The 25,251-nt window shown below is 37.5% G+C and carries 20 protein-coding genes; 7 read left to right on the top strand and 13 right to left on the bottom strand.

What is annotated here, in order from left to right; translation table 11 throughout:
• Position 1: 1 nt before the first annotated feature.
• The 5 genes from HXT26_RS02755 to HXT26_RS02775 all read right to left on the bottom strand — a co-directional run bounded on the left by HXT26_RS02755 (position 2) and on the right by HXT26_RS02775 (position 8,837).
• On the bottom strand, positions 2-2,137 hold the full coding sequence (locus tag HXT26_RS02755; RefSeq protein WP_004119546.1) for a DEAD/DEAH box helicase: 2,136 nt from the start codon (positions 2,135-2,137) through the stop codon (positions 2-4).
• Positions 2,134-3,030: a HamA C-terminal domain-containing protein gene (locus HXT26_RS02760; RefSeq protein WP_004119543.1), complete on the bottom strand. Its 897-nt coding sequence runs from the start codon at positions 3,028-3,030 to the stop codon at positions 2,134-2,136. The genes HXT26_RS02755 and HXT26_RS02760 overlap by 4 nt, the downstream gene beginning before the upstream one ends.
• Before the next feature lie 78 nt (positions 3,031-3,108).
• Entirely contained in the window at positions 3,109-3,660 is a 552-nt protein-coding gene (locus HXT26_RS02765) for an AAA family ATPase (protein ID WP_421788876.1), read from the bottom strand.
• A gap of 124 nt (positions 3,661-3,784) precedes the next feature.
• On the bottom strand, positions 3,785-7,861 hold the full coding sequence (locus HXT26_RS02770) for a DEAD/DEAH box helicase family protein (protein ID WP_004119535.1): 4,077 nt from the start codon (positions 7,859-7,861) through the stop codon (positions 3,785-3,787).
• Positions 7,839-8,837 carry a hypothetical protein gene (locus HXT26_RS02775; protein WP_004119533.1) on the bottom strand — a complete coding sequence of 333 codons (999 nt, stop codon included), beginning with the start codon at positions 8,835-8,837 and terminating at the stop codon, positions 7,839-7,841. The genes HXT26_RS02770 and HXT26_RS02775 overlap by 23 nt, the downstream gene beginning before the upstream one ends.
• Before the next feature lie 987 nt (positions 8,838-9,824).
• Between HXT26_RS02775 and HXT26_RS02780 the strand changes: the two genes are divergently transcribed.
• The 3 genes from HXT26_RS02780 (at position 9,825) to HXT26_RS02790 (ending at position 10,708) form a co-directional block, all read left to right on the top strand.
• On the top strand, positions 9,825-10,139 hold the full coding sequence (locus HXT26_RS02780) for a type II toxin-antitoxin system RelB/DinJ family antitoxin (protein WP_004119530.1): 315 nt from the start codon (positions 9,825-9,827) through the stop codon (positions 10,137-10,139).
• Positions 10,136-10,462, top strand: coding sequence for a type II toxin-antitoxin system RelE/ParE family toxin (locus HXT26_RS02785; protein WP_004119526.1), 327 nt, complete (start codon positions 10,136-10,138; stop codon positions 10,460-10,462). The genes HXT26_RS02780 and HXT26_RS02785 overlap by 4 nt, the downstream gene beginning before the upstream one ends.
• A gap of 81 nt (positions 10,463-10,543) precedes the next feature.
• On the top strand, positions 10,544-10,708 hold the full coding sequence (locus tag HXT26_RS02790) for a type IIL restriction-modification enzyme MmeI (RefSeq protein ID WP_223293642.1): 165 nt from the start codon (positions 10,544-10,546) through the stop codon (positions 10,706-10,708).
• Between the two features lie 79 nt (positions 10,709-10,787).
• Here HXT26_RS02790 and HXT26_RS02795 read toward each other — a convergent pair whose 3' ends face one another.
• The 6 genes from HXT26_RS02795 to HXT26_RS02820 form a co-directional block, all read right to left on the bottom strand.
• Positions 10,788-13,427, bottom strand: a complete 2,640-nt coding sequence (locus tag HXT26_RS02795; protein WP_422112081.1) for an ATP-dependent Clp protease ATP-binding subunit — start codon at positions 13,425-13,427, stop codon at positions 10,788-10,790.
• Positions 13,428-13,578: 151 nt separating this feature from the next.
• On the bottom strand, positions 13,579-14,997 hold the full coding sequence (locus tag HXT26_RS02800; RefSeq protein ID WP_004106731.1) for a DUF3027 domain-containing protein: 1,419 nt from the start codon (positions 14,995-14,997) through the stop codon (positions 13,579-13,581).
• A gap of 17 nt (positions 14,998-15,014) precedes the next feature.
• Positions 15,015-15,404: a cold-shock protein gene (locus HXT26_RS02805; protein WP_004106732.1), complete on the bottom strand. Its 390-nt coding sequence runs from the start codon at positions 15,402-15,404 to the stop codon at positions 15,015-15,017.
• Between the two features lie 191 nt (positions 15,405-15,595).
• Positions 15,596-17,545, bottom strand: coding sequence for a sensor histidine kinase (locus HXT26_RS02810; RefSeq protein WP_410295857.1), 1,950 nt, complete (start codon positions 17,543-17,545; stop codon positions 15,596-15,598).
• Between the two features lie 2 nt (positions 17,546-17,547).
• Positions 17,548-18,288: a response regulator transcription factor gene (locus tag HXT26_RS02815; RefSeq protein WP_422112082.1), complete on the bottom strand. Its 741-nt coding sequence runs from the start codon at positions 18,286-18,288 to the stop codon at positions 17,548-17,550.
• Between the two features lie 79 nt (positions 18,289-18,367).
• On the bottom strand, positions 18,368-19,273 hold the full coding sequence (locus tag HXT26_RS02820) for a hypothetical protein (RefSeq protein WP_410295858.1): 906 nt from the start codon (positions 19,271-19,273) through the stop codon (positions 18,368-18,370).
• Positions 19,274-19,326: 53 nt separating this feature from the next.
• Here HXT26_RS02820 and HXT26_RS02825 point away from each other — a divergent pair, with 53 nt between their 5' ends.
• Entirely contained in the window at positions 19,327-19,620 is a 294-nt protein-coding gene (locus tag HXT26_RS02825) for a WXG100 family type VII secretion target (RefSeq protein WP_422112083.1), read from the top strand.
• A 102-nt stretch (positions 19,621-19,722) separates the two neighbouring features.
• On the opposite strand, the gene groL is transcribed toward HXT26_RS02825, so the two are convergent.
• Entirely contained in the window at positions 19,723-21,348 is a 1,626-nt protein-coding gene (gene groL, locus HXT26_RS02830; RefSeq protein ID WP_004119509.1) for a chaperonin GroEL, read from the bottom strand.
• 199 nt (positions 21,349-21,547) lie between these two features.
• Complete coding sequence (locus HXT26_RS02835) at positions 21,548-22,222, bottom strand: LytR C-terminal domain-containing protein (RefSeq protein ID WP_004106743.1); 675 nt, start codon at positions 22,220-22,222, stop codon at positions 21,548-21,550.
• Positions 22,223-22,381: 159 nt separating this feature from the next.
• On the opposite strand from HXT26_RS02835, the gene HXT26_RS02840 reads away from it, so the two are divergent.
• The 3 genes from HXT26_RS02840 (at position 22,382) to HXT26_RS02850 (ending at position 25,251) form a co-directional block, all read left to right on the top strand.
• Positions 22,382-23,098: a uracil-DNA glycosylase gene (locus HXT26_RS02840; protein WP_004106746.1), complete on the top strand. Its 717-nt coding sequence runs from the start codon at positions 22,382-22,384 to the stop codon at positions 23,096-23,098.
• A 90-nt stretch (positions 23,099-23,188) separates the two neighbouring features.
• Positions 23,189-24,313 (top strand): AAA family ATPase, encoded by a 1,125-nt coding sequence (locus tag HXT26_RS02845; protein WP_415696182.1) that lies wholly within the window; start codon positions 23,189-23,191, stop codon positions 24,311-24,313.
• Positions 24,310-25,251, top strand: a complete 942-nt coding sequence (locus HXT26_RS02850) for a DUF58 domain-containing protein (protein ID WP_422112084.1) — start codon at positions 24,310-24,312, stop codon at positions 25,249-25,251. The genes HXT26_RS02845 and HXT26_RS02850 overlap by 4 nt, the downstream gene beginning before the upstream one ends.

Here is a 25,251-nt window from a genome sequence, read left to right on the forward strand (position 1 = left end):
ATTAAATGCCTAAAGCTCTTTCCAAAAGATAATATTCATAATCCAGTAATATTCTTCTTAAAACTTTAATATTTTGTTTCAGAAATGATATTACTTCTGTGTCGTCATTTATTTCATTGCATTGGTTAAAGTGATTTTCTATTTTTTTAATAGCAGATGATGGAACTCCAAAGTCTATCAAAAATCTGAATTTTTCACCTATATTTTCATTCTCTAAAAGAGCATTGAATGCACTATAGTCACCATATTCATTATTGCAATTATTCTCAAAAGTATATTTTTGAATAGACTCTACTACTGAAAGCAATTTTGGAATTTTATAGTTAGCATCATTTCTAACAAACTTCAGAACATCTTCTATAGCTTTTTCATGAGGATCTTTAATTGATTTTTTTGTCTTTAAAAAATTCTCTCTTTTAAGAATTATTTCTTTTAACGATTTGTTGACAATGTTTAATGACATTATAGCTTTGGATTGCGCAAATTTTTCATTATCCTTATTATCTAAATATTTGTATGCTAAATAAAGAGTCTTCCATAAATCATTGTACGACGGAATTCCAGTCCACTTTAAATAAGACAAATTATCAACATTTGCTTTAATATAATTATATAAATTCTTCTGTCCCTCAACAGAAATTATATTTTTTCTAATTATTTTCTGTAGATCTACTGGCATGTTTGAAGTCAATAGCTTTTTTCTATTTTTATTTTCAACGTATTCGTCAGGTATACTGAATAATATCTCATCTGATATGTTATATTGATCAACAAAAGGAACATCAATTGAAAATTCTTCATGCTGCAATTCTTCATTAAATAAATAAACATCTCCAGTGTAGTACTTTCCCATTCTACCTGCTCTACCTTTAATATTAGAAAAGTCAAAAAAATCAATACGACTATTTCCTTTATTTTGGCTATATATTAAAATATTTTTTGCAATAGTGTTCACACCTTCTATTAATGACGCGGTTGCAAACATAATTGAAAGGATTCCCTTATTAAACATTTCAATTTCGGAAGAAACTATATGTCTAGGCAAAGCTCCATTGTGAGCTCCTATTCCATTCTCCATAAGTTTTTTAAGATTCCATTCAGTAGATATATTTTCATCAATCCATTCAAATATTGGCAATCTACTATTACAAAAATTAGTAGGTTTTAAATAAGCTATGTATTCATTAGCTAATTTATAGGCTTCATTTGGTGATTTTACATACACTATACTTGGTTTTTTTAATTTTTCAAGTAATTTAAATAGTTCACGCTTTTTTTGATTACCTTTCAAAGGTCTATTATTTTTACGAACTTCCTTTATATTGGTATTAACTAATGAATAATCCGTTTTAAAAAATTCAACATTATATTTTTCAATAAATTTGTCTGAAAGCGAATTTACGCAAGGAGTCAAAAACAAAGCTTGAGGCTTGTGTTCCATAATCTTCATTATAGAAATATTTAGAGCATCTATTCTATCGTCATTTCTCAAACTGCTAACTTTATAGAATTCATCAACAACAAAAAAATCAATTTTTGGTAAACTTGTATAGTCAAGGACTCTTTCCGCAGTTAATATAAATATATTATTTTCTGCCGCTTTTTGATTTGTGCTTATAACAATGTTGTAATAGTCTCGGTATTTGCTCATGTTTTTTCTTGTTTCGTCAATTAGAGCAAGTGTAGGTTGAATTATTAAAATATTTTTATATTGTTTTCTAGCAACAAATTCTTCAATAAGAAGACTTTTGCCAAAACTTGTTGGAGCACTAACTGCAATATTTTTCTTTAAACTAACTGCTATTTCAATTTCTTTTTGCTTTTCATGAAAATATACGCCATTTAAAAAATCTGATTTGAAAAAAGCACTACGAATGCTAGATTGTAAAGATTGATTATAACTTTTAACACTTTTGATTTTATCAATGTAGTAAGGATAAAACCCAGCTCTTTCAATCAAATCCAGCCAAATAGGTTTGATGTCGTCATTGACTTGTTCCCAATTTTCTAATATATTTATCAGAAAAGTTCTTGCTTTAGACGTATCTATAACCGAGGTACAATATTTAGCACACTCCCAATTATATTCAAAATCTTTTAAAAAATTAACATTAAATTCAACATCATTATTACTCATATTTGTTGGCCTCCTTTTAATTTTTGATGAAGAGAAGATACGAATTCTCTCTTATTATCCAAAGGAAATGCTAACAAATAAACATTAAGATGTTCCTTCCATTTGTGCTTACTCAACGATTTATCCATTCTATCATATAATTTGTTAACTTCTTCTTTTAATGTTTCTTTGAAATTAACTTCATTGAAGTGAACTAAGCTGTTACTTTCAAATGCAGCAAACAGACAAATGTTAATATTTGCTAATTTTTCAAGATTTTTCGTACGATAATCCAACAGTTTTAAAATATAATCATCGCATGCAGTTTTAGAGTCACATATTCTATTTGTTATAATTTGGAATTCATCTTCTAGAAAATTAACATTACAATGACTCATTACATCTTTTACGAGTTCATCAATTGCTGTAGTTGGATTTCTATATAGCTTAGATTCTCCCAACCATATAATTTTTTTATCAGTGTCTACATGTACTGCATCAAAACCATGTGCGACACCGTTAATACTGTCTTTAAAATATATTTTAGAAATTAATGAATCTGCACCAAAATACTCATGTAAGATATGATATAGTAGTAATTCGCCAAATTCACCTCTTTTGATATATTTATCTTCTGTAGATTTAGAATCTAAATATTCTCTACTAGCTTCTTGGATTTCTTTAATAGAATATATTTTCTTCAAAGCCTCTCTTACAGTTGGAACCAATCCTATTGTATCTTTTTTCATATTCATTACGTCTGTTCCAAAGGCAAAAGCAGGTATATCGTTAAATAACTCATCATAAAATTTATCTTTTGACTGGCAATAGCCACTATCAAGTAAATCAAAACTTATATAGTAAATATGTAATTCATCATTAATTTTTATATTCTCTGAATAAATATGACTCATTTCTTCTCCTTTCTTTTAGTTTTTATTTAATATGAATTCTAATAATTTATAACTTCTCTAACGATTATATTCAACATGCTATAAATAATTATTCAAATATAATTTTGTTTCAATATTCTCATCAATAAGTTTTTTAAAATCTTGCTTACCTTTTACATTCGCCCACTGTTTGTCTAAATCTTGTGGAAGCGAGGTTTTTACTTCCCAGTATTTGTCAGCAATTCGTTTTTCAATACTTTGCTTTTCTTCCTCTGCATCTTTTAAATTGTTTTTGCAGTTTTCTAATTTTACAGATTCTTTCTTAATTTCATTCGACAATCGTTCTATTTCTTGTTTAGCAGCAACTTCTTCCTGACCAATAGTAAAAACACCAGGTATTGTTGTACCACTCAAAAAATTTTTTCTAACAAAATTGCGATTATAAACGTATACCTTGGTATTAGAACGCTCATCCCATGTTGTATCATCGGAATTCTCATCGGTTTTATCTTTAATAAACTGACTAATTGTAGTCTTCCCTGATCCATTAGATCCAAATATAAAACATATTGGCTGTATTTTGTCCAATTTCGACATTTCAGAATCTCTATTAAATGGAACATGTTGGTAAATATTTACATCTGTAATCATCTGCAGCCCTAGTGTTTAATAGTCCTTTTTCTTGTGTGCTGTGCGATAAGTGTATAGAAGACGATCTGCGCAAGCATCAAGTAAATGGATTAGTTTGCTTTTATTTTCCATGGCATACCTCGTACTATTCCATACGCTGTACTTTTTCTTCAATAAAGGCAATCTCTTCATCATTAAGACCATACTTGCGGTAAAGTTGCCGATCGATATCATCAATGGATTTTGACCAGTCTATGTCGGACGAGCTAGTGAAATCCTGTATTGGAACATTAGACCAAGTTTCCGTATGGTTATGTTGTGTAATCTTTAGCGTACCAAGCATAGTACGAGCAAACCTGCTTTTGATATATTTATACGCTGCATTAGCTTCTTCATAGCAATCAAAAGTACCAATGGTAATAAATGATTGCGTGACACCAATTAGGGGTTCACCAATTAGAGGTGTACTTAATATTTCACCAATCGCGCCTGTTCCATTTGACGCAGGTACGATAACTTTATAGTAATCAAGATTTTTGTGTTCTTCTAAATAATTACGATTAATCCATTTATATTCTCTCTTGTTTTTTATCAAACCTAAAATTTGTACATCATTTTCCGTTTGCTGACTATCAGTAAAAACGGACAGCTGTGAAAAGATTGGCGTTGTTAAACGCTTTTCTTTGCCATTACTTCCTATAATATTTTTAAATTCTGGATGATCTTGATAAAGCTTTTTTAAATTAAATTTATTCTGAAGTACAACGCTCTTATCCAACCCAACAAAGTCTTTTGATTTCTTTACTTTGTGAAGAATAATATTCAATTCAGGGAACGCGCTAAATGTATCAATTGCACCAAACGATGCTGTCTTGTTTCGCTCTGTTATAGCTAACCCACCTTTAATATCCACATCTGGAAATGTATCTGTTGATTTAGCAATATACTTGCTAACCTTAAGATGCTTATCATTAAGCATCTTAAGATTCCAGGATTTATCTGTCTTTCCAGCGTTAAATAAAAATCTTGCTGGAGTAATAAGACAAACTAAATAGGACAAGTAATGAGACAAATCCATAAACATTGGGTAAATAGGTTTATCGCTAGTATCTTTTGAATTTTCCTGATACGGCGGATTTCCTACGATTGCTCCAAATTCCACTTTTTCACCCCCTTGAATGTTATCTTGTAATGTAATCTCATCAAAATCTTTCTTCTGACTGAGAAGTTCAATTATTCGATTATAGTCCACCTCCTCGTTATTTGTTTTAATATCGAGAAGGTCGTAGCTTGTAAAGTTCTTAGCAATACAAGCAGTATTTAGTCCAAGTATTTCGTAGAAACGTCTTGTGAACTCATATGCAACGCTTGAAGTAGGAATAGCGTAGATGCTGTTTCTTATTTCTTCAAGCGTAAAGCCTAATGCCTGTAAACGTTTTGCGAGTGCTACTGTATATTCGCCTGCTTTTGATGCAATATCAAGTAATTTTTTACCTGATTTAATGATGTTGCGCAATTGGTCTTCGGAGAGCATCTCCACCATTTCATCTGCCACTTTTATGGGAGTTATGATTTCAGAAGCAGACATACGGCTAAATTTGGCAAGTGAAGTTACAGCACGCTCAAGGGGCTTTAAGTTTTCGTCAGTGGCAAGTGTAGATATATTTTGGATTTTATAATCTAATGCACTGAGCTTAAAAGCATTGAGTGAATTTCGCAAAACCTCGATATCATACGTATTGATACCTAGATTTTGAGCAATTCTATTATTTTTACCGTGATGCAATGTTTCTAAAATGTCGTCCAGTGACCTTACTGATTCTGGGCAAAGGAACGAGAAGAAGAGGATGCGCTGATAATACGTGCGTATCTTGTTTTCTAAGTCTTTGATTTCTTTATCATCTGTTATAGCTGTGAGAGGTGACTGTCTCTGTGGCTCTGCGTCATCATTATAATCATCCAGCGCGTCATCTGCGTCATCATTGACATCAAAATCCTGCCCATCTGTTTCACTTGCATGGGCTTCCAGAGTTAAGCCTGCCTTAGATCCAAATGGATTTTGTGCTTCAATTACATCCCGCATATGCTCGTTATTTAGGATTGAGAGATCTATCGGTAAATCCATTACCTCGTCGGTAATTGAACGAGAATTGTTGTAGTGGCTAACCTCTTTTAAGATATCAGTAGCTTGCACCTGTTCTAAGCGATTATGATTCATTGTAATAACTGGCGATATAAGAAGCTCGTCAGCAATACGCTTGTCAAGCAATGAATTACCATTCTTTTCAGTGTTGGCATTGTAAATTAAAGATTTTTGCTCCTGCATAGTAAAAAGACGATGTGGGTCAAAATCTACCAGCAGAGTTTGCGGTTTTAGGCACTCTTTTATAACTTTTGTGCCGTCACTTAATTCACGAACATATTGGTTTTGTAAGCGAAATATTGCTTGATCGTATTCTTGCGGACTCGCTGTATCTTTTAGATAAATCATAGTGTCCCATTGCTCAACAGTTGAGCCAGTAAGCATTCTATTTACTGTTAAAGTGAGCGTCTTTTTACCTTCTGATTCAAGTTTTGCAATACGATTTTTAATATCTGTTGGCGCGTGGAAGTAGTGTTGTGATTCTACGCCTGAAATATTTAAAATCTCATACTCGCCGAGATTCTTAAATTCTAAAGCATGATCTGAAATTAGCTTTTCCATTGCATCGCAAGAAGCACAATATGGCAAAACCATTACAATATGCCTGCACATTTGACCTTGCTTAATTTTATCGTAGTCTAAAAATCCTAAAAGTTTTGAGTCACTAGAAGTACCATCGATAATTTTTAGAAGGTCAAAAACTTCATCTTCATGTACAAATTTTTGATGCGCATTTGTTTTTGTGTCTTTTCTAATGGATTGCGGCTTAAAGAGAGCAGATAAAGCAAGACTTACACCATGCTTTTTCAGCTCATTCATTTTTTCTATAGCCCGCTTACTTGGGTGAAAAGCAAAACGAATCATTTGGGGAAAACCAAAATAAGGGTTGTCCCATTCCTCAACATCATCCTTATCTAAGTTTTCAGCATCCCAAGCTTCCTGTTCATGAGCGATATCTGTAAATTGAACAAAAGAAATAATATCTTCTGGCTCAAATTCTGAACCCATTAATATGCGATAAGGTGTTCCGGAGAGGTGCAACCGCACTTTAGCCTTTAATTCCTTGATTTGCTTATTGGCATCTTCCAGATCTATTTGGTCATCTTCCTGCTTATCAAGAAACTTAATATTGTCTTTTAGGTCTTTTTTCTCGTCTGTTTGCACATTGCGCAAAATCTCGCCATAACTTTGAGCACGGGCACCAAAATGTGTTTCATCAACAATTAATAAGTCAATTTTATTTTCAAAGACTTGTGCATGCTTTGCCTTAATCTCAGTACCTTGCAAGTCTTGTAATGTTAGGAAAATAACTGCCGTTTCATCTTTGGCATGAATATCTGAAATTGCGTTATCGTTCTCTAATAATTCTTTTGAAGTTAAAAAGTTGTAGCCTTCAAAATTGCCGGGTTGTTCTACGTTCTTCTTCCATTCTTCACGAACGTCTGCTTTAGCAGAAACAATAAGCACAGTCTTTGCATTTATGGCTTTGGCGCATGCAAGTGATGTGAATGATTTGCCAAATCGCATAACAGCATACATTAAAAGATTTGTACGCCCCAAGTTCACTGCTTTTATAAAATTATCAACCGCTTCTTGTTGATTCGGGCGTAGTGTCCACTTTGCACCTCGTTCATAGTGTACTGTAACAGCCAAGCGCTCATTGGAATCATAGTAGGCATATTTATCACTATGTTCACTATATTTTTCACAAATATCGTTTATGGCTTCATCAATGTCAGAAGGAGTAGCATCTTTAAAAAATTCACGGCTATAGTATAGATCCTTTTTTGGTAAATCTTGTGGTTTTAATCGTTCTTTGCCAAGAGATACTTCTAAGTAATGATGAACAGCGTGGTCACGAAAATAGACATCGTCAGTCACTGTTGCTGTATGTTCATATTCTTTCTTCAAATCTGGGAACTTGTGCTCCCATTCCTTTAATCGAATGCTGACAGGACGATAGGTATCTCCAACTTTTAGATAGTTGGGAATTGTGCCTGTTTGGAAAGCATAAATGTGAGGTGTAACTCTTCCAAAAATAATATTATCTAGCAATTCAAGATTGTCTACTTGCTTCATTGTTTTTCTCCTGTAAAAGTAAGTCATTAAATGTGTTGGTTTTATTAGTGCGCCAATCTTTTATTTGGCAGGATGTTGAAGTTTGAGAGTCTATATTTTTTTCAGTTTCTTCAAAATCAAATAAAGTTGGCTGAGTATTTGCATGTATCTCACTACAATAAGGCGGATATCCTGTAAGTCCATCCATTTGCCAGATGTTCCAAGAAATAATAGTTGCTATGCTTAAAAGCTCTGATTCTGTAGGTTTTCTATTAAGTGAATCACGCATATAATCAACATATGTTGCAAGAAGGTTTTCTCTTGCTAGAAGCAGGCTATCTCCTTGATATTCAAAACCATATATAGATTCAAATGCACGTTTAGACCACTTGAGCCAATCTATTTCATCACTAGTGTTCTCTTTAACTACTCTAAGCTTGCGATCCAAAAGTCCGATACGTTGCTTAAGTGGAATTATTTCGCCAGTTGTTGCATCATATCTGCTAACTAAATAAGGAGCCTCTCCGCATGTTATTTCCATTCGACGTTCATCTACATACGCCATCCAATTTTTTGAGCGATTATCTGAAAACTCAATTTTTTCTGTGGTAGAAGTCCAACTTTTGTCATTAGTACGATTAAAAACATTAGATCTACCAAACCATGCTTCATCAACAATATTATTTTGTTCATTGCAAATCCAAGATGGGGTAAATACCTCAGCCTTATTTTTAGTTCGGGATGTTTGCAATTCGCGAGATTTTGATGTTCTAGGTGCAATCAACCCTGCATATTTACCAGTAATTGAAGCAATGGTTATTTCGGAATGCGCTTGATGAATATGACCATAATTTTTATAATCGTTAGTTGCCCAGCAAATATTGCGTTTTGTTGTATGATCTAACAATAAAGCAGAGAAAACCTTAGGATATTTCTCATACAATGTTTGTTCATCAACATTTTGCTCAAAAGCATAATCAAGAATTGATTTACTCATTTACTCATTTCCTTAAAATCAACCACCGTTTCAATAAGTCTTCAATTTTTAGTCAAACGAGGCAAATAATTTTGTTGATATATTATATAATCAAGCTCTTTTCCCCTTAAACTTAGTAATCAAATTACTGCCGCAATGACTCTCTTCTTAAATTATATTTTACATACAGTTATCTTGTATCGATATAATCTGCTTATAATTCTTATTCTTCCCCCTATAAATTACATATAAATATCACATATCCCTACTCGGTATGAGAAAAATAATCAGATAAATATATTTTTATTATATTTAAAAATTATGGCTGCAACAACATAGTCATAAAATTTGTAAAAATGTCAAAATTTGTATACGCTTATATGTACGACAAGCTCACTTCACTATAGGAAGTGTTATTGATGGATTAATTAGCTTTTTAAAGACTATAAGGTACAATGAAAATGTAATTGCGGTGTGCGTTTGCGGACACACACCTGTGGGAGCTGACATAGTTTCGGCTCCCTCTTTTATTTTGAGTAGTTGAATAGTAATAGCTAATATCTAGAAATAGTGATAAACTCCCTGATGACAGCAGCCCCCTAAGCCTACTAACAGTGCTCAAATCTGGGAGTTCTTTTTTGATAAGCGTCTCTGCAATTTAAGCATTGGGTTTATAGGCCAAAAAGTGTGTAAAGCCAATCTGGTGAATATTATTGGGGGCATAAGCCAAGATCTAAACACCGTTAAATTCTCAGTCAACTATCTGAGAAAGTAACAGTGTTTGACGATTGCTACGTACTACTTTCTGAATCAACCAGCTTAAAGCCGCAGCGCGCTAAACTTTTTAGGATAGCCTTCGCTAAGTACGCAAAACCGCCTAAAGTACGCAAAACACCTAAACCAACAACGGAAAGCTATAATCTGAATAGTGATTAAACTTTTGCTTTCAATTGCTTGCGTATGCTTGCAACTATTTTGTAAAATGAGTGAAGAAAGGACGCAAACACAATGACAAATACGAATGCTGTATATGCAAGAATCGATACAAATCTTAAAGAAAACGCTGAAAGCATATTGAACCAGCTTGGAATAACACCATCTTCAGCAATCCAAATGCTTTATAGTCAAATCGTTTTACAAAAAGGCATGCCATTTGAACTTCGTCTGCCGACTAATACGCAAGAAAAACCGCTTGCTTTAGGCAGCTTAACAAGAGATGAGTTGGATAAGGAATTGCAAAAAGGCATCAACTCACTTTCGACTGGCAAATCTTATAGTGCAGATGAAGTAGACCAATTCTTCGCTAAGGAATACGGCGTATGAGCACAACCTATAGCGTCATTTATTCTCCACAAGCGTTCCTTGATCTCACTGGGCTATACGAATACATTCGCTTTAATTTACAAGTTCCTAAAACAGCTGAAAAACAAGTCAACCGCATTAAGCATGCTATACGTTCTCTTGAGACTATGCCTATGCGATATACGCTTGTAGAGTGGGAGCCGTGGCATTCTATGGGAATACGCAGGGTTCACATAGATAACTACACAGCTTTTTACCTCGTAGATGAAGATAAATGTAGCGTAATGGTTGTTCGTATCTTTTATGCAGGCAGAAACATTGAAAATATTATCAACAACAAATAATGGAAATTCGACAATATGTGACATATCTTTCTAAAAGTCCAATGTAACGTTTTATATGGTCAAAATCATGACTTGGTGCCAATGAACTTTTTTGATCCGACCTACATGCCTCAAGATTTGCGCAAAGCTCATGACGAGCTAGATAGAATAGTAGACGTTGCTTTTGGTGCTACAAAGCCTTGCTCCAATAATGACGAGCGTTTGGAAATTCTCTTCAAATCCTATATTCGCATGACTCAAGAATGAATTTAAGTTAAATAAGTAGAAAAGCCCGACGAGATTTATGCGCCGGGCTTTTAGTGTATTCAGTTAGTTATTGCGTAGATTACTTATTCTTATTGCTATCTTCTTTAGCAGTAATATCTTCTTTAGCTGCGCTATCTTCTTTTTCGCTATCTTCAGATTTATTTTCTTCAGATTTATTTTCTTCAGATTTATTTTCTTCAGATTTGTTCTCTTCAGTAGCAACAGCAGCAGTTGTGTCTATTGTCTCAAACTTTTCGCCTTTAATTGTGAACTCCCCCAGCAATCCTTCGCCTTCAGCATCCACCTTAATGTGTTCGCCGTCAGAAAGTTCACCAAGCAAAATCTTTTCAGAAATAGTATCCTCAATATCTCTCTGAATTACGCGACGCAACGGGCGCGCACCAAGCAAAGGATCGAAGCCTTTCTGTGCAAGCAAATTCTTAGCGGCATCCGTAATTTCTAGAGACATGTGACGGTCAAACAGCCTGTCGTTAAGCAACTTCACGTCCATGTCAACAATTTTACGAACTTCTGGCTCTGTAAGCTGACGGAACACAATAGTGTCGTCCAAACGGTTTAAGAACTCTGGACGGAAATGACGCTTAAGCTCAGAATTAACCTGATCTTTCATGCGCTGATACGTGGAATCAGCGTTATTTCCAAGTGTAAAGCCAGTGTTTGCAGCCTTCGCAATATCGCGAGTACCAAGATTTGTGGTAAGAATAATGATCGTATTCTTAAAGTCCACTTTTCTACCCTGACCATCTGTTAAGTGACCGTCATCGAGTACTTGCAAAAGCGTGTTGAAAATATCTGGATGAGCTTTTTCAATCTCGTCGAAAAGCACCACGGAGAATGGCTTTCTGCGAACTTTTTCAGTAAGCTCGCCACCTTCTTCATATCCAACATATCCAGGAGGAGCACCGAAAAGCCTAGACGCAGCGTACTTTTCTGCAAACTCTGACATGTCAACTCTAATTAAGGCATTATCGTCATCAAACAAGAAGTTTGCGAGTGCCTTGGCAAGCTCAGTTTTACCAACTCCAGTAGGACCAGCAAAAATAAACGAGCCAGAAGGACGTTTAGGATCCTTCAAACCAACTCGAGCACGACGAATCGAGCGAGCTAAAGCAGACACAGCTTCATCTTGACCAACAATACGCTTGTGAAGTTCAGATTCCATTTGAAGAAGCTTCTGCGATTCCGCTTGAGTAAGCTTTACTACAGGAATGCCTGTAGTGCTTGAAACAACGGAAGCGATCATGTCTTCGTCAACAACCATCTTGACGTTAGACTCGCCTTCGCGCCAAGCCTTTTCCTTCTCTGCAGCTTCATTCTCAAGCTTTTCTTGATCGTCGCGAAGATTTGCAGCTTCTTCAAAATCTTGCTGCTTGATTGCTTCATCTTTCTTTTCGGAAATCTTAGCAATCTTATGGTTTAATTCTTTGAGCTCAGGTGGCTGAGTCAATCGCTTAATACGCAAGCGCGCACCAGCTTCATCAATAAGATCAATAGCCTTATCTGGAAGGTGACGATCTTGAATGTAACGATCAGAAAGCTCAGCAGAAGACTGTAAAGCTCCATCGGTAATAGTTACATGATGGTGATTTTCGTAGCGAGAACGCAATCCCTTAAGAATCTCAATAGTTTCAGCAATTGTAGGTTCTGGAACTTGAATCGGCTGGAAACGACGCTCCAAAGCAGCATCTTTTTCAATATACTTGCGATACTCGTCAGTAGTAGTAGCACCAATTGTCTGTAGCTCTCCACGCGCAAGCATTGGTTTAAGCATATCGGATGCGCCAAGAGCTCCATCAGCAGAACCTGCTCCAACAATAGTGTGAATTTCATCAATAAAAAGCACAATATCGCCGCGTGTTTTAATTTCTTTAAGCACTTTCTTCAAGCGCTCTTCGAAATCGCCACGATAGCGAGATCCTGCAATCATTGAACCTAAGTCTAGTGAATAAACTTGCTTATTTTTTAACGTTTCAGGTACATCGCCTTCAACGATTTTCTGTGCGAGACCTTCTACAACTGCAGTCTTACCAACTCCAGGCTCGCCAATAAGCACAGGATTATTCTTCGTGCGTCGGCTAAGTACAACCATAACGCGTTCAATTTCTTCAGAACGACCTATAACAGGATCAAGCTTTCCTTCTTGAGCTTCAAATGTTAAATTGCGTCCAAATTGATCAAGAAGAGCAGAGCCGGATTGATTTCGCTTATCTTGTACACTTCCAGCATTAGCTAACTCGCCCTTCTCGCTACCGTTAGGAGCATTATCTCCACGAATTAAATCAACAGTAGTGCTTCGCAAGTCTCCAAGATCAACTTCCATCTTTATAAGTACTTGCGTGCCCACACCTTCGCCTTCGCGTATAAGCCCTAGCAAAATATGCTCAGTACCAATATAACTGTGACCAAGCTGAAGAGCTTCGCGCAAACTCAGTTCAAGCACTTGTTTAGCGTGAGGCGTAAAAGGAATATGACCAGCAGGCGAAACAGTGCCTTTGCCGATCATCTCTTCAACCTGTTTGCGAGTGCCTTCTAGGTCTACGCCTTTTGAGCTTAACGCTTTCGCGGCAATGCCCTCACCTTCGCGAATAAGCCCGAGCAAAATATGCTCAGTACCAATATAATTGTGCTGAAGTGAGCGAGCCTCTTCCTGAGCTAGCACAATCACGCGTCGTGCGCGATCAGTGAACCGTTCAAACATAACTGCCTTCCGTTCTTTTCTTTCATTCCATGGTAACGAGTCGCCATGACGCGAAGCGTCGTATATATTTACTCATTCGTACAGCATTCCATAGCATCACAATAATCATGAATGATGAATCTAAATGTTCATATTTTCGTTTCTTGCATAATTACTTATGTTGTCTGCGAGATTTTCTTTTATATAATCGCATTGATGCGGATGCTGTAGTTTTTGAAGTGTCTTCAGATTCTTGTGGCTCTTCAACTTTTTCTGTTAACGGTATTTCTTCTGTAACAGAATTTTCGTCTGGCAAGTTTACTTCTGAAGAATCAGGATAATCTGCATCGTTTTGGGATTTTTCAGATTTTTCAGATTCATTAGCTACAGTCTCTTCAATTTTTTCAGTTTGATTTTTAACTTCAATTTCACGATTTTTGTCATCATTATTTTCATATAATTTTTCGTCAATAGTTGAATTGTCAATTAAATCAGGTTCAGATAAATTATTTTGTTCATCTTTGTCTGTTGAGGCTTCTTTTTTGTTGCGCAATTTTGAATCTAATTTTCTGCGCTTACGACGATGCATCTTACTGTCTTCAATTGCTTCCTCAATAAGCTCAACGTCTGCTCGCTCATCTCGTGGAGCTTGTTGCAAAATGTCAATATGATAATCGTCGTATGCAGGCTCAGATTGAATCCAAAGCTGCGATGGCTCAGGTGGTTCAATGTCAGAATGCTCACCACAAGCATGATCAAGCGAGACAACTCGCCCATCGTCTGGGCTCCACATGTTTGCGCATACACCAAACATAGAGCCTAAACTTCCAGCTAGAGGAATGAGGAATCCGCATGATGAACATGCTTTGCCATCGGCAATTTTTGTAGATAACGACTTTGGACCATGTTGACCTGCGTACCAGCGTTTAGCTGTTTGCGAAATTGCTTCCGCAGTCATTACTCGTCTGCGAGACAGTCTTAGCGTTGAAACAGCTTCTTCAAGATCTTCGTCAAAATCATTATTTGCATCGCAAGATTCTTGATTTTGATTAATATCTTTTTTTGCGTTTGCGTTTGTGTCTGCATCTTCTTCGCTAGTATTAGCTTCAGTATTATCTTCAGCCTCAGTATTAGCTTTAGCGTCATCTTCAGTTTTAGACTCAGAATTATCATCTGAATTTGCTGATTCTATATTCTTTTCAGAATTACTATCATCAATATTATTTACTTGACGGAAGCCATCTTCTAGTCGAGAATCGTCTTCAGATGTGCCAATAGAATCCATTACAGAAAGATCACTTGGTTTCAATCGGTCTTTCCATGGAATCCATGGTGGTGGAAGCAAAGAATCTTCAGTAGGAACAAGCGTTGATTCATTCACAGTCCAACGTTGCGTTTCCTCATCATGATACAACGTAACTGACCACTGCCAGCCTTCATATCCAACTAAATTGCTTACGAAACGAAAGTCTGTAACTCCGTCACCAAGCTCTGTAGAAGATACAAAATCACCTACTGCACCAGTACGTTCTGAAGTTTCCACAGCTATACTTCTAGCTAGTTCTTGTGGATCCATCACTTCATCAGTCATAAATAATATTCCAGACACTATTCCTGAACGTCAAAATTATCTGCCACTGCACGCAACAATGTAGCAAGTTTTTTGCTTTCAGCAGTTGATGGATAATGACGTCGACGCAAACCATTACCAGCAGAATCAAGAAGTTTAATAAGATCTTCTACAATAGCCGCCATATCTTCGGCTTTAGGACGAGTAGCCTTGACAAGCGACGGTGCTGTTGCAATAACATTCAAACCCATCGCCTGTGGTCCTTTGCGACCTTCAATTACAGAAAACTCAACTCGTGTACCCTTGTGTAAAGTTTTTACAGTAACTGGCAATGCTGCTGCTGGCAGGAAAACATCCTTACCATCATCTCCAACAATAAAGCCGTACCCCTTCTGCGTATCGTACCAACGCACGCGCCCATTGGGCATAACACACCTCACTCCAAATAATTCTCATTTCGCACGCTGAAGTGCACAAGGCATAAAGCATCAGCATATGCGATAGGTCTATAGATAGTGTACCAAATATTATTATTACTTGTTTCCTTATTACATTGTAGCGCATACACGCGGGCAATAAAATTTTTTTAACCTACGCAAGTGTTACTCATGCCAATATTTTAATTGCTAACAAGTTTAGAAGGATCTTCAATTTCATTAACTGGCAGCACTACAGTAAGAGTTAAGCCATGAGGTTTAACATCTATCGGCTCAGACCCATCCATAGTGTCATCAAGATTAGTTTTAGAATCGGTCGATGCTTCTGATGGAGAAGATATAGTTGCGCAAATAAAACCATGATGTGCTTTTACTACAGATTGCGCAATTGCCATACCCAAGCCAGTTCCACCTTTTTCTCTAGCTCTTGATGGGTCAGCAATATAGAAACGCTCGAAAATTCTAGATAAAGATTCTTCTGGAACTCCAGGACCATGGTCAACAACTCGAATTACAGCATACTTATGACCAGTATCAGTAGATTGGCTAACTTCCGCTGCTTCCAAAAACTCCTTCAGTGATTCTTTTACAGAAGGTAATTTAGATAATTCATTTGGAGTTATAGATGCCTTCATAACTCCTACTGCAATTTCTACAGGAGAATCAACAGGGGTGTATCTATGAATATTTCCTACGATATTTGTCATTACTTGTCGTAATCTAGCTCCATCGCCAAGTAACATAACACTTGGAAGTTTTCCAGCATGGAATTGGAGCTTACGCTCAAAATTGCAATTTGTGCAATTCATAAGCTTCCACTCATCCGAGATAGTCAAATAGCCTTGCTGAACGGATCTAGCAGGATCAAGTGCATGTAAATCATTAGCTGCGTCAGAAAGTATTGGAGACAAGCTAACTTGCTGTGAAATATTAATTCCACGACCTTCATCAAAACGCGCCAAAGAAAGTAAATCTTCTACTAGCTCAGTCATTCTTTCGCTAGAAGCTTTAATGTGAGCAATAGAGTCATCTGCTCTCTCCTGCTCTCCTGGCATGTTGCGCCACATTGTATACAATTCAGCGTATCCATGAATTGCAGCCAATGGAGTACGTAATTCATGACTCGCATCTGAAACGAATCGCTTCATTTTTTCTGTCATATCTTCTTGCTCATTAAATCCTCTTTCAATACGAGCGAGCATAGAGTTAAGAGAAGCTGCTAAAGATCCAACCTCAGTATTTTCAGGAGCAGATGGAACTCGTTTGCTTAAATCTCCAGAAGCAATTTTTGAAGCTGTTTTTTCAATTCGTTTTAACGGTCTTAAAGCTGATTGAATAATAATTGCTGCAAATACTGCTCCAAACAAAATAACTGCAATACTTACCATTATGCAGTAACGAGTAAGTGTGCTAACGGTGTCAATTTGATCGCTAAGAGATAAAGCAATATAGACGTAACCGCTAACGCTTAACTCTGAGTTATAGTTATTCTTTTGACCCCACGTTAATACTAAAACTCTCCATGGTGATTTTGCAGCTTTTTTAGTGATTGCATCGACTTTATTGGTATTTCCCCTGACGATTGCAGGTGCTGTGTAAGGTTTGTGAGTAACAATTTTTTTACTATCAAAACCGTCTGCAGGAAGTTTAGGAACCGAAACAATCGATCCTTTAATTTTTGGTATTAACGGAGTAGAAATAATCTTATTATGCGTATCCCTAACTTGCATAAAGTAATTATTCGGACCTACTGAAGATTGATTTGAGTTTTTCATGCGCAATGAATCAACATTGTCATAAACAAATTGCGCTTGACCGGCTAATTGTGCATCAGTTTTTTCTAGCAAATAATTTCCTACGAGCTGCTGGATCGATAGTGATATGCAAAAAGCAGCTACAGTTAAAATAGCGAGAGTACATGCAACTAAGCGCGTACTCAGTGGTATTGTATTTATGCGACGACGTAGCCAACAGGTTTTACGAGGTTTTTTATCTCTTTTGTCATTTTCGCTTAGCACTATCGCAACACTTTTTCCAGCAGTGCTAACATCTGAATCATCTTTAGAGTTATTATTCGTACTGTTGCTAATAGTTGATTCAGCATTATCGTAGTTATTATTACTAGATTGCATGATCAGGCTTGACCTGCCTTAGGTTCTCGAATCATATAACCGATGCCACGTTTAGTTTCAATAAGAGGAACTACTTTTTGCGGCTTTCCTGAATCGTCAGTAATTTCAATGCCATCAATCTTCTTTCTTAAATAAGAAATATAAGATTCAACTATCGCTGCGTCTCCGCTCCAATCGTACTGCCATACATGATTCAAAATCTGGCTTTTTGACAGAACTCGACCTTCATTGTCCATAAGATAATGAAGTAGTTTGTATTCAGTTGGGCTAAGTTCGATTGGCATACCGCATCGAGTTACATCATGAGAATCTTCATTAATCTCAAGATCTGCAACTTTTATAATATGAGTTTCTTCATCAGGTTCTTGTGTTCTGCGAAGAATTGCTCGTATTCTTGCCACTACTTCTTCCAAGCTGAATGGCTTTGTAACGTAGTCATCTCCACCAACAGTTAGACCCATAATTTTATCTTGTGTATCGTCTCTTGCAGTTAGGAACAATACGGGAACTTTAATTCCATTTTGACGAATACGCCTCGTAACAGTAAAACCATCAATATCTGGGAGCATAACATCCATAACGATAAGATTCGGATTTACTCGTTCAATTACTTCAACAGCTTCTGAGCCGGATGCGGCAGTTTCTACTTCAAACCCAGCAAAATGCAAAGATGCTACCAAAAGTTCACGGATTGATGGCTCGTCATCGACCACGACAATAGATGCTTCAACGTTCTTACTCATATTGATTAGCATCACTTATCAAGCTGAATGTTTCCTGAATAATTGCTGAAAATAAAACAAGTTATCGAATATTTTTTGTCTACCTGTGACGAGCGTGCCTTCTACGAGCTTTTCTAACACCAGCAAGTATTTGACGTTGTATGCGATTCTTTCTAAACAGAATAATCGCGACTATTGAGAATAATGCCAACAATATTAATAGCATAATAATTGTAGAAATAAGACTTGCAGAAGAAGTTGTTGACGTACGTTTTGCACGCATTATTTGTTTCATCATCATTATTGCAGATTGATCCCAATGCGTTCCAGTTGTGCTTACTAATGGCTTATAAGCTGCATCGGATAACGAGTCTACAGTATTTTTATTTTTGAGCCATTCATCGGAATTAGGTGAAACAGCTACAACTAATCTTCCATCATGAGTTGCTAGTGCAAGCAGCACAGTATTTTTAGCTGGAAGCGTACTAATCAACAAATCACTAGCCCATTTTGATGGATTTTTTGTATTTCCAAAAGTAGACAAATATAAGAGCCTAACATTTACCCCTGTACGCTTTTTTGTTGTCTCAATCATGTCAGCAACTTTACTGACAGAATCCCCAAGCAAATTTTCTGTGTCTGTTATTGAGTCTGTTGCAACTATTCCAGAATTTTGCTCATTACTTTCAGCATATGCATTAATTGTATTTACTCCATTTAAAGGTGAAAATATGAGCGAATTTATTGGAAGAGTTGGAAGAATAAAAGAAAAACTAAATAAAAATGCCATTAATAAAAGCAATACGCGTTTAGCTAAAAATAGTTTTGAGTGAAGATGCTGGTAGTTAAAATTTGCAACGCGCGTGCAAGCTAAGCTTTTAACCACATTGGCGCATAAATCTTTTTCGTACTTTTTTGATGGCATATATTCATAATAGCGTGACATCACACAAGTAAAAGTACCATTATAAAAATCTTTGCTTAATTTATGTGAAATGTTTCGCAAAAATAATTTATAAAGAAGCGTTTATTTAGACGCAAAACAAATGGAGGGGAAATATGGCACAATTTCGAGTTGATTCAGAGCAAATTCAGCAGGCTGCGGCAGCCGTTGGAACCTCGGTTAGTGCAATTAGAGATGCAGTCAACGGGATGTATGCCAATTTACAGCAATTACAAAGCGTGTGGACTGGATCGGCGGCTACACGATTTGCGTCGACCGCTCAGCAATGGCGAGCAGCGCAACAACAAATGGAACAATCGCTAGAAGCAATTCAGCAAGCTATGCAACATGCATCAGGAGTGTATCTTGATGCTGAAACGCAAACTACTTCGTTATTTGGGATGAGCTGATTAATGTGATGAAAAAGTAAATGGCGACACGCTTACATTGAGCATGCCGCCATTTACTTAAACTATTGAGTTTTAGACTTTTGAGCCACTTTTATTTTTTATTTAGTAGCCCATGTCGGCACCAGCTTGTGGTGCAGCAGCTGCCTTCTCAGGCTTGTTGGCAACAACAGCTTCAGTAGTTAAGAACAAACCAGCAATAGAAGCTGCATTCTGTAGAGCAGAACGAGTTACCTTAACTGGGTCAGTAACGCCGGCAGCCATCAAATCTTCGTAAGTGTTAGTTGCAGCATTGAAGCCTTCGCCTTCTGGAAGTTCGCGTACCTTGTTGAGAACGACGTCTCCAGAAACACCAGAGTTTTGAGCGATCTGCTTAATTGGAGCTTCTACAGCACGGAACACAATCGCAGCACCTGTAGCTTCTTCACCCTTAAGCTCTGTGATAGCTGGTGTCTTTTCAATCTTCGCAGCAGCCTGAACCAAAGCTACGCCACCGCCTGGAAGCAAACCTTCCTCAATGGCAGCCTTAGCATTACGAACTGCATCTTCAATGCGATGCTTGCGTTCCTTAGCTTCGACTTCAGTAGCAGCGCCAACCTTAATAACAGCAACGCCACCAGCGAGCTTAGCAAGACGCTCTTGCAACTTTTCGCGATCGTAATCAGAATCAGTGTTCTCAATTTCGGCGCGAATCTGAGCTACGCGAGCATCAACATCTTCCTTTGAGCCAGCACCGGAAACGATAGTTGTTTCATCCTTAGAAACAATCACCTTAGCTGCATGACCGAAAACAGAAGCATCGATTGAATCAAGCTTCAAACCAAGATCGTCGGACACAACCTGTGCACCGGTCAAAATAGCCATATCCTGGAGCATAGCCTTACGACGATCGCCGAATCCTGGAGCTTTAACAGCAACAGTATTGAAAGTTCCACGAATCTTGTTCAAAACAAGCGTTGGCAATGCTTCACCATCAACATCTTCAGCAATAATAAGCAATGGCTTACCAGACTTCATAACAAGCTCAGCGATGTGGACGATATCCTGCTGGCTTGAAACCTTGCCAGAAGTGAGCAAAATGTATGGATCTTCAAGAACAGCAGTTTGATCGTCAGCGTTAGTGACGAAGTAAGGGGAAATATAACCCTTATCAAAGCGCATACCTTCAGTGAAGTCCAAGTCAAGACCAAACTTGTTGTTGTCTTCAACTGTGACAACACCATCCTGACCGACTTTATCCAAAGCTTCAGCGATCTTTTCGCCAACTTCAGGATCAGCTGCAGAAATCGTAGCAGTAGCAGCAATCTGTTCCTTGGTCTCAACATCCTTTGCAGAAGCAAGCAATTCCTTAACGATTGCTTCAGCAGCCTTTTCAATGCCGCGACGAAGAGCAATTGGGTTGCTTCCTGCAACAACGTTCTTCAAACCTTCATGCACCAAAGACTGTGCCAAAACAGTAGCAGTTGTGGTTCCGTCGCCTGCAACGTCATCAGTCTTCTTAGCTACTTCTTTAACAAGTTCGGCGCCAATACGCTCGTATGGATCTTCAAGATCAATTTCCTTAGCAATAGAAACACCATCGTTAGTAATGGTTGGAGCGCCGTAGGCTTTGTCAAGCACAACGTTTCGACCCTTTGGACCAAGTGTAACCTTAACAGTGTCTGCAAGCTTATCAAGACCTGCGAGCATACCCTGACGGGCGTCCTCTTCATAGGCAATAATCTTTGCCATTATTCCTCCACATACGTTATTTATGGACTTTTCACTGCAATCTTGAGTAATAAGCCGTCAGCTGCTTATTATCACTCTCAAGGCTTGAGTGCTAATTTGAAGATTAGCACTCTATGTACCCGAGTGCCAACTTTTTTGGCGTTTATACACAAAAACCGGTTAGAAATAATTCTAACCGGTTATTTTTATGCGAAAAATATTACTTGCAAAGCACAACTACAATCGGAGAAACGATTTCTTTTTCGTTTTCGACAGCGCTAATACCTAAAGTCTTTGCAATATCTTCAGCTGCAGCTTTTTGGGAATCGTCTTTATACCAAACAACAGATTCGCTTGGGACTTTACCAGTTGGATTTCCAGCTGTCACATTTGCGTATCCTGCTTGCTTTAACTTATCTGCACCAGCAGCAGCATGACCGCTTATCTTGGTTGCGTTAAGAACTTTCACAGCAACTGATTTGTCCAGTGAAGTTTGTGCTTTAGAATCATTTGCTGAATTATCTTTAGAGTCATCAGCATCTTTCTTATCTGATTTATTTTCTTCAGATTTATTATTATCGTCGTCATCATCTTCGTCTTCAGAAGATTTATCTTCGTCGCTTTTAGCAGACTTTTTGTTTTCAGAAGGCTTAGTAGGAGATGCTGATTGAGATGATTGTTGCTGATGGTTCCAAGGCAACGGAAGATGTGAGATTTCACCAGAAGCAATAGCCCAAACCAAAACGCCAACAACCGCCGCAATGATTAATGCAACAAAATAAGGAAGTATTACGGCATACCACGCAGGATTTCCACGATGAACTCCAACTGGTCCCTCTGGTGGCTCATCAAAAGCATCAGGCGTATACGACACGTTCTGATTATTTCGCGCCATAATTGCACTCCTTATAAAAGATCATTTAAACAACAATGAATCTATATTATCCAATGCTTAGCACAAAGCACAAATTTAGAAAATTTGATTAATTTCCTTTTATGGTATGCCTTGACAATTAATTTCCTTTTATGGTATGCCTTGACATACAGTAGCAATATGAATCCTCAAAATATTAAACCTTTAAACGAGCTAATGGATCCTGATTGGGCTGAAGCATTAAAGCCAGTTGAGCCACAAATACGCGCAATGGGAGTATTTTTGCGAGAGCAGATAGAAAGCGGACATCATATTCTTCCTGCTAGCCACAATATTTTGCGTGCTTTTTCTATTCCACTAAAAAGCATTAAAGTTTTAATTGTTGGCCAGGATCCATATCCAACGCCGGGCCATCCAGTAGGCTTAAGTTTTTGCACAGCTGCAAAAGTGCGCCCACTGCCAAAAAGTCTCATAAACATTTATAAAGAATTAGTAAACGATTTAGGCGTAGAAACTCCAAAGAGTGGAGATCTAACACCGTGGACCAGGCAGGGTGTGATGCTTCTTAACCGATGTTTAACTGTTGAGGCTGGTAAGGCAAATAGCCACCAAGGAAAAGGTTGGGAGCCTGTAACCGATGCAGCTATTCGAGCATTAAACAATAGAACTGATTGCAATGGTAATCCATTGCCGCTTGTAGCTATTTTATGGGGTCGTAATGCGCAAAGTTTGGCTCCTTTGCTGACGAATGCAACTCTTATTACATCAGCGCACCCAAGCCCTCTTTCTGCAATGCGAGGATTCTTTGGATCGCATCCATTTTCAAGAGCTAATCAGGCCTTAATTAATATGGGAGTTTCGCCGATTAATTGGTCCCTAGATTCTCAAGAAATCTAATTGTCTTAAATATTGCAAATTATCTTATAAAGACAATAAAAATGCCATTTTTGAACATGTCAGTACTGCATATCGGTTAAAATGTCTCTTATGGCATTATTTCCACCGCAACCACAGAAGAAACCGTTAACCGATAAAACTTCAATTGCTTCTAAGCTTGGCATTGGATCAGCTGTACCTCAGCCGTCTGCTGTTTCTAATACAAGTGCGCAAGTTACTGCAACTATTTCGAGTGATGACATACGTCGTTGCCAGCAAATTGCAAATATTTTGCGCGCACGTTTTGCACAAACCTTAGTCGGTCAAGACGCTTTACGAGAGTCTCTTATCCTTACTCTTATTGCAGGCGGACACATTCTTATTGAATCAGTACCAGGTCTCGCAAAAACTACTGCTGCTCAAACTCTTGCAACAGCTATGTCAGGTAGTTTCCGTCGTGTGCAGTGTACTCCGGATTTAATGCCAGCAGATTTAGTTGGTACTCAAGTTTTTGATTTTGCTTCCCAACGTTTTACTACGCAAATTGGTCCTATCCATGCAAATGTTATTTTGTTGGATGAGATTAATCGTTCAAACGCAAAAACTCAATCTGCAATGCTTGAAGCTATGGCAGAAGGAGCAACAACTATTGGAGGCGAAAGAATTCCTCTGCCTCAACCATTTATGGTTATTGCTACGCAAAATCCAATTGAGGAAGAAGGAACATTTAATCTTCCAGAAGCCCAGATGGATCGTTTTATGGTAAAAGCAGTTATGACTTACCCTAATCCTGACGAGGAAGTTCGTATGCTGCAATTACTTACTCAACGAGGATCGGATGTCGTTGATCCTTCAAAGCTAAATACTCAACGCATAAGTTTGCAAGATGTTGTTTTTATGCGTACTGCAGCGCGTCACATACACGTTTCTGAAGCAGTTATGAAGTATGTAGTTGATCTTGTTGCCACTTCTCGCGGTGAAGGTACGCATCCACTTCCTACGATTAATTCATTGGTTCGTATGGGAGCTAGCCCTCGTGCATCAATTGCACTTATTCGTATTGCTCAAGCTCACGCTTTACTTTCTGGACGCGATTATGTGATACCTGAAGATATTAAATCGTTTGCGCATGAAGTGTTAAGGCATCGCATACTTTTAACTTTTGAAGCTTTAGCTGATTCTATTACTACAGATCAAGTAATTGATGCATTAGTTAAGACGGTTCCTGTGCCATGATGCGTACGAAGCGGTTAGTATTATCTGAACCTGCTAAAGCCGTGCGTCGCAAAATTGAGCTTTTGGATCAGCGAATTGATTTGCCTATTGCGCGTAAAGCTTTAGGCTTATTAGAGGGAGACCATCCTTCGCACAGGCGTTTTGGCACAGGTGATGTTATTGACATACACGCATGGCAGCCAGGAGATGAAGCTCGCATGATGAACTGGTCTGCGAGCGCTCGAACTGGACAGCCTATGGTGTCTTCTAGAGAGCGTACTTCGTCTTCTCATACTTGGATTGCTTTAGATACAAGCATAAATATGAATGGAGCTTGTGTTTCTGGAGAATCTCTGTATGAAGTTGCGTCTAATTCTGCATGCTTTTTTGCGTCTTTGAGTTTAAAACGTCATGATGCTGTTTCGTTGTTGTGTGCAGATGGAAAAAATGCTATCAATGTTCATGCTGCCAGCAACTTTTCTGATTTTGAGCGAAATCTAGATTATACGTTGCTTAATACTCGTAAAAATACCAGAGATATTGATGCGTTGCTTACTTCGCTACTAAAAAATATTGACAATAATGGTCTGGTAGTTTTAATAACTGATGAGTATGCATTACAAGCTCATAACGCTGAATCTTTGCGCAAAATTACGCAAAACCATAAGCTTGTTGTTATTGTTATTTCTCCTATTAATCCTTTTGATTCTGCAATTGATTTGCAAATATTTGATGGAATTACTTTACGTAAAGTACCGGCGTTTTTGAAAAAAGAATCAAATAAAAATGAAGTTGAAGCTCGTAGAAATATTAGGATAAACGCTTTATACGATATGCTGCTTGGTGTTCAATCTTCAATAATTCATGGTTCTTCAAGTGAAGAAGTTTTCCATATTTCTGCGCAAAAAGTGAGCCGTACAAATTATCTTGCTGACTCATTTAGCAAGGAGGTTGAATAG

The organism is Gardnerella sp. DNF00497B (genome assembly GCF_049262725.1).
In the GTDB taxonomy this organism is placed as follows: domain Bacteria; phylum Actinomycetota; class Actinomycetes; order Actinomycetales; family Bifidobacteriaceae; genus Bifidobacterium; species Bifidobacterium leopoldii.